General features: G+C 34.2%; 5 protein-coding genes. All 5 read right to left on the bottom strand.

Translation table 11 applies throughout. The features are described 5' to 3' along the window. Positions 1 to 708: replication initiator protein A (locus tag JCM14108_RS13495; RefSeq protein ID WP_035181468.1), on the bottom strand; the 708-nt coding region annotated here is incomplete at its 3' end. A 546-nt stretch (positions 709 to 1,254) separates the two neighbouring features. Then, a complete protein-coding gene (locus JCM14108_RS13490; protein WP_003625713.1) occupies positions 1,255 to 1,530 on the bottom strand; it encodes a hypothetical protein in 276 nt (91 codons plus the stop codon). Between the two features lie 2 nt (positions 1,531 to 1,532). Further along, entirely contained in the window at positions 1,533 to 2,582 is a 1,050-nt protein-coding gene (locus tag JCM14108_RS13485) for a ParM/StbA family protein (protein WP_035181467.1), read from the bottom strand. Between the two features lie 304 nt (positions 2,583 to 2,886). Then, on the bottom strand, positions 2,887 to 3,693 hold the full coding sequence (locus JCM14108_RS13480) for a class A sortase (RefSeq protein ID WP_081300736.1): 807 nt from the start codon (positions 3,691 to 3,693) through the stop codon (positions 2,887 to 2,889). A gap of 9 nt (positions 3,694 to 3,702) precedes the next feature. Continuing rightward, a partial coding sequence (locus JCM14108_RS13475; RefSeq protein WP_035181466.1) for a glycosyltransferase occupies positions 3,703 to 4,772 on the bottom strand: 1,070 nt, incomplete at its 5' end.

Genomic DNA, 4,772 nt, shown 5'->3' with positions numbered 1-4,772 from the left:
GGGTTCTAAGAAAACCGGGAAGCCACTGACTTGATCAGTTAAGAAGTCATTAGCATGGGTCACCAAATCCCGGTTTTGGGTTTCTAGTTCTGCTGGTGAAAAATGGGCTGTGGAAAAGTCCAACTTTTGAGTATCTATATTGTATCTATTAGTATCTAAATTATTAGTATTATATAGATTGCGTGTCGTTTTGACACTTCCGCTATTATCAAGGGTTTCAGCGTTTTGATTTGTCGCTGTGTCTGGAAGTGTCGTTTTGACACTTCCGCTATTATCAAGGGTTTTTGGAAGTGTCGTTTTGACACTTCCGCTATTATCAAGGGTTTCAGCGTTTGCTTGTAAATAAACATCTGTTGCTGTGACTTCGGGGCGCAATAAATACAAACGATTAGGTTGATTTACACCCATTCTTTTTTGTTCAAGCAATTCAACTTGTTCAAGCTCTTTTTTAATTTTTACTACTTTTTTATTGCCAGTAGACAATAAATTCATTAGTTCATCATTCGTAAAAATAAAATAGATATTATCTTCTTTATCAATCCAATGGTTACGTACAGAATAGTTAAAACGGTCTTTTAATAAAGCATATGCTACTTTTGCGTCATTGCTCATATTTTTATATTTTGGATTAGTAAATAAGACAGTTGGCAATTGATAAAAAGTATTAGCGTATTCTTCCATTGGTTTGTAGTATTTATCTTGTGTCATTATAAAAACTCCCTTTCTTGACTGACACACGCTGTCTCAAAAGAGAGTTGCTAAAACATTCGACTTGCATTACAATACAAATCTGATATGCTCTAACTGAATTACAAAGCCTCACGGATAAATGAATGCTTTGTAATTCATCAGCATGTGTCTGTTTGTGAGTTGCCCATTCGGCAACTTTTTTAATTTCTAACAACAAAAAATGGACTAAATAGCTTCAGTTAGCTACTTAGTCCATTGGATTTAATTTGTTTTTTAACTATCCTTAACTTGTCCTTTGGGACTGGTTTGCGGTATAATTAATCTACAAATTAAGAACAATGTTCAGTCGATTTTTTCCGCCAAGTCAAAGTCGACTGAATATAAGTAGCTGTCTGATAGCTACTTGCTAATACTATAAAAGAGATCTCAATCCCAAACGGGTTGGGATCTCTTTTATTTATTAGCCTGATCTTTTAATATTCGATTGTTAGATTAACTATAGTCTAGCATAGCGCTTACCAAGCGGCAACTTTATTTGGTTTTGTATATTTTGCCAGCTTTTTTCTAAATATCATTGTCTGAAAAGGCATTAAATCCTCCTTGCAAGCGTTCTTTGGAATCAGATGGTGATTCTGTGCTATTTTTAGGTGCTTCTGGAGCTTTTAGTTCATCTTTAACATAAGGATCACCTTGAGCCTTTAACCGTTCAATTTCGTGAATTAAAGCGGTTTTAACAAGTGTGGTTTTAGGAATTAATGATTTATCAAAGTAATCAAGGATTTCTTTGTCGACAATTTTCTCGGGATTTAGTCGGACGTTCAAGGTTTTAACTTTTCCCATGATTACTTGCTCCCTTCGTTTTGAGCTTGTTGACTTAATCCGTACTTATAAAAGCCGTTAACATTAGCAACTTCTGTATTTTTAACAATAACCGCGTTGGTGAAAGTAGTATTCAAGATTTTTTGGTTAAGCAAATTGGCTCCACCACCGGTAAAGAACAAAGTATCAATACTATTAAGGTTCTTTAACGTTGAAGTTACATTAGCAACTAAGCGCCGGGTAAACCGGTCAATTTCCTTGCAAACCAAATCAGTAATATCATCTTGACGATTTTTAGAAAATCGGTAGCTCCAATGATGTTGCTGGTTTCCCTTTCGTAAATCTTTCTCTAATTGATAAAGGCTAGTATCACCATTAATCCCGTTGGCAATGGCTTCATATAGATCATTTACGCCGGTATTAAATTGATGGCGATTTTTGCCACTTAGCTCAAAGTTTAAAATCGTATCAATCAGTATTGTTCCACCACCTACGTCAACAATGCCGACTTTTTCGTCTAATAGATCTTTGTTCTGGATAAAGCCTTCATCGTCTAGTAATTCGTTATATAAGGTGCCGATTGGTTGGGGCAAAATATAGACTTTACGAACTCTTACCGTCACGATTTTATCGTCAATAGTAACTTGATGTTGGCCCTCTAGGACTTTTAATAAAGCTTTTAATTGTCCTTGGTCAGCGTAATCTCCAGTTGGAAGTCCAGCAGTGACGACTACTTCTAAAACTTGATCTTTAGCCGCTTTGAAATCACTTGCTAGTAATCCCAGCGCAAAATTGGCTAGTAATTTAAATGCTTCACTATTGTATCGAGCACCATACATGATTGTATCCGCTAAATATTCGTCAAGGTGAAGTCGGTCAATATCTCGACCCCACACGTACTTATCGTCGCTAAAAGGGACTGAATAAGTGTGTAGGTCATTATTCATTGTAGAATTGCCAACCGACATCGGCATGTCTGCTTGATTTAAATATCTTGAAGGCAGCACATATTCAGCTTTGCTGCTTTTTAATTTTGTCTGCTTGTTTCCTAAATCTAAGCTAAAAATATCCATAAAGCATTCTCCTTTATTTGCATTATATTGTGTATATACAAAATACCACATTACATGCTATTTGTAAATAAACAGAATCACAAAAAATGCAACTTAATTTAGTTGCATTACAAAAAGTACCGCTTTATTAGTTATTTTCGTTTAATCTTGTATTTCTTTCGATACCTGATAAAGTGGATGTAAGCGTTTTGGTGTCTTTGGCAATATTACTTAAGAGATTTTAGACATCCTCTAAAAATCATTATAAATAAGGCACACTGTAGAAAAGTGCGTCTTATTTATGAGATAGGAGCATAGAACGTTTCTATGAACTGGAAGACGAAAGGACTCCCCGAATCATGATACGATTAGATTCTTCCGGTTTACCCGAAGCACAGGTAATTAAAGTGATTACCTTTTTCTTGCCAATATCTTTAATATAGCCTATTTGATATTTTGAAATAATCTTTTTTTTCGTAATACGGTAAACGTACACTTTTTTTGACCGATTGGTTAGATAAATAGTATCTCCTGCTTTTGCATGTTGCAGTGGTGAAAACAGGATGTGGGGGTTTTCCATATGATGACCAGCTAAAGCATAGTTTCCTTTGCCCATTTGTTCATGTGGTTTCATGGTGCCGGCCCCTTTAACTAAATTGTCATTATCTAACCCCTGGTAAATAGGCAACTTTAGTTTAACTGCAGGCAATGAAATGATACCAATTACATTCCCATGAGTAAAGAAGGCGTGGCTGACCATCTTAGGACTAACTGATTTTACGCTGTTATAATTATAATGCTCCTTTTTAATGGTATTTTCTTTTTCGTTAAGCTTTTTAGTCCCTTTATTTAAAGCAGTTTTATCCTTTTCACTTGAACTAATTGTTAAAGCATTAGGTTCATTAGTTGAATTAAATTGATTAAGTGAATTTTCATTAACCAATTGCCGTTTCCTTGCTAAAGATTCTGTAGGTTTATGCGGATTACTATCATCAGAGGAGACTAGTGGCTGCTTTAATGCTGAATTTGTTAAATGTTTAATTGCTGAGTTTTGTATTGGTTCATTAAAAGTCATGATAATGCCAATAATGGCTAATATCAAAATCAAGGGGAATAGTATTAATTTCTTCATAATTTTCTCCTAATCGTTATTGAAAAAGGTACTAATAAACTTTTTTAAATTTTGACTACTGATACCCGCAGAATCTGTTGAAACTGTTTTATCCGCAATAATTTGAATTTGTGTTGTCCAACCCTGCCAAAAATTCTTATTATATTTAACTATTTTGCCAAGGATTACTTTTAATCTTTCGTCTAATTCTTTATCGTTCAGGTTATATTGATAGTACATATAATATAAAGAAACGATAAAATTGTTTAAATCATTTTGAATGGTTTGGGGGAATCGCCTCTGAGATTCTTTAAACCAATAATAATTTTCTCGACAAAATTCAGTTAAAAAGGCTTTTTGACGAGAAGCAATGCTGGATTGATGAATGAGTGAGTTTGGATTTAAGGTATGTGTATAAATTTTTTTATCGAGGAAGACAACTTTCTTGGCGATTCGAAAGGCTACCCCCATAAAAAAGGTATCTTCATAATAACGATGTAGTGCCGGGTGAAAATCAATTTTATAACTTCTTAAAAATTCCAAGTTAAACCAACTAGGATAAACTGACCCGAAATTATAATCCCAAGTTGCTAGATATGGTTGTTTAGAAGCATTTAGCTGTTCATTAGCGTATTTAGCCATAATGATTTGCGCAGTTGGATTTTTTTGCACTTGTTGCCACATTAAAAATAAGCTGGTACAACTATATAATTGATCGTCCGCATCACAAAACATAACAAATCTTCCATGGGCGTGTTTTAATCCTTCTGATCGGGTAGGTCCCGGTCCGACGACTTTAGGTAAATAAAATAATTTAATATTTAAATCAGGAAAAATGTCTTTTAAATTAATTGAAAAGTGATCTCCCCCATCTATAATAACTATAACTTCAATCTGTGCTAACTTAACCCCCACCTGTCGGGCTATTGATGATAACAAGGAATAAAGAACACGATTATCTTTTCCATGAAAAGGAACTATAATGGATAACTCTCTATGGTCAAATTGATAGGGGATAATCCTTACTTGATCTGTAAATAAAGCTTTTTTCAATAATTTATTTAAATAAGAATCATACTGCTGTCTATCTAATGATGGAT

The organism is Lentilactobacillus farraginis DSM 18382 = JCM 14108, assembly GCF_000583655.1.
Lineage (GTDB): Bacteria > Bacillota > Bacilli > Lactobacillales > Lactobacillaceae > Lentilactobacillus > Lentilactobacillus farraginis.
This window is presented reverse-complemented; position numbering and strand designations above follow the sequence as displayed.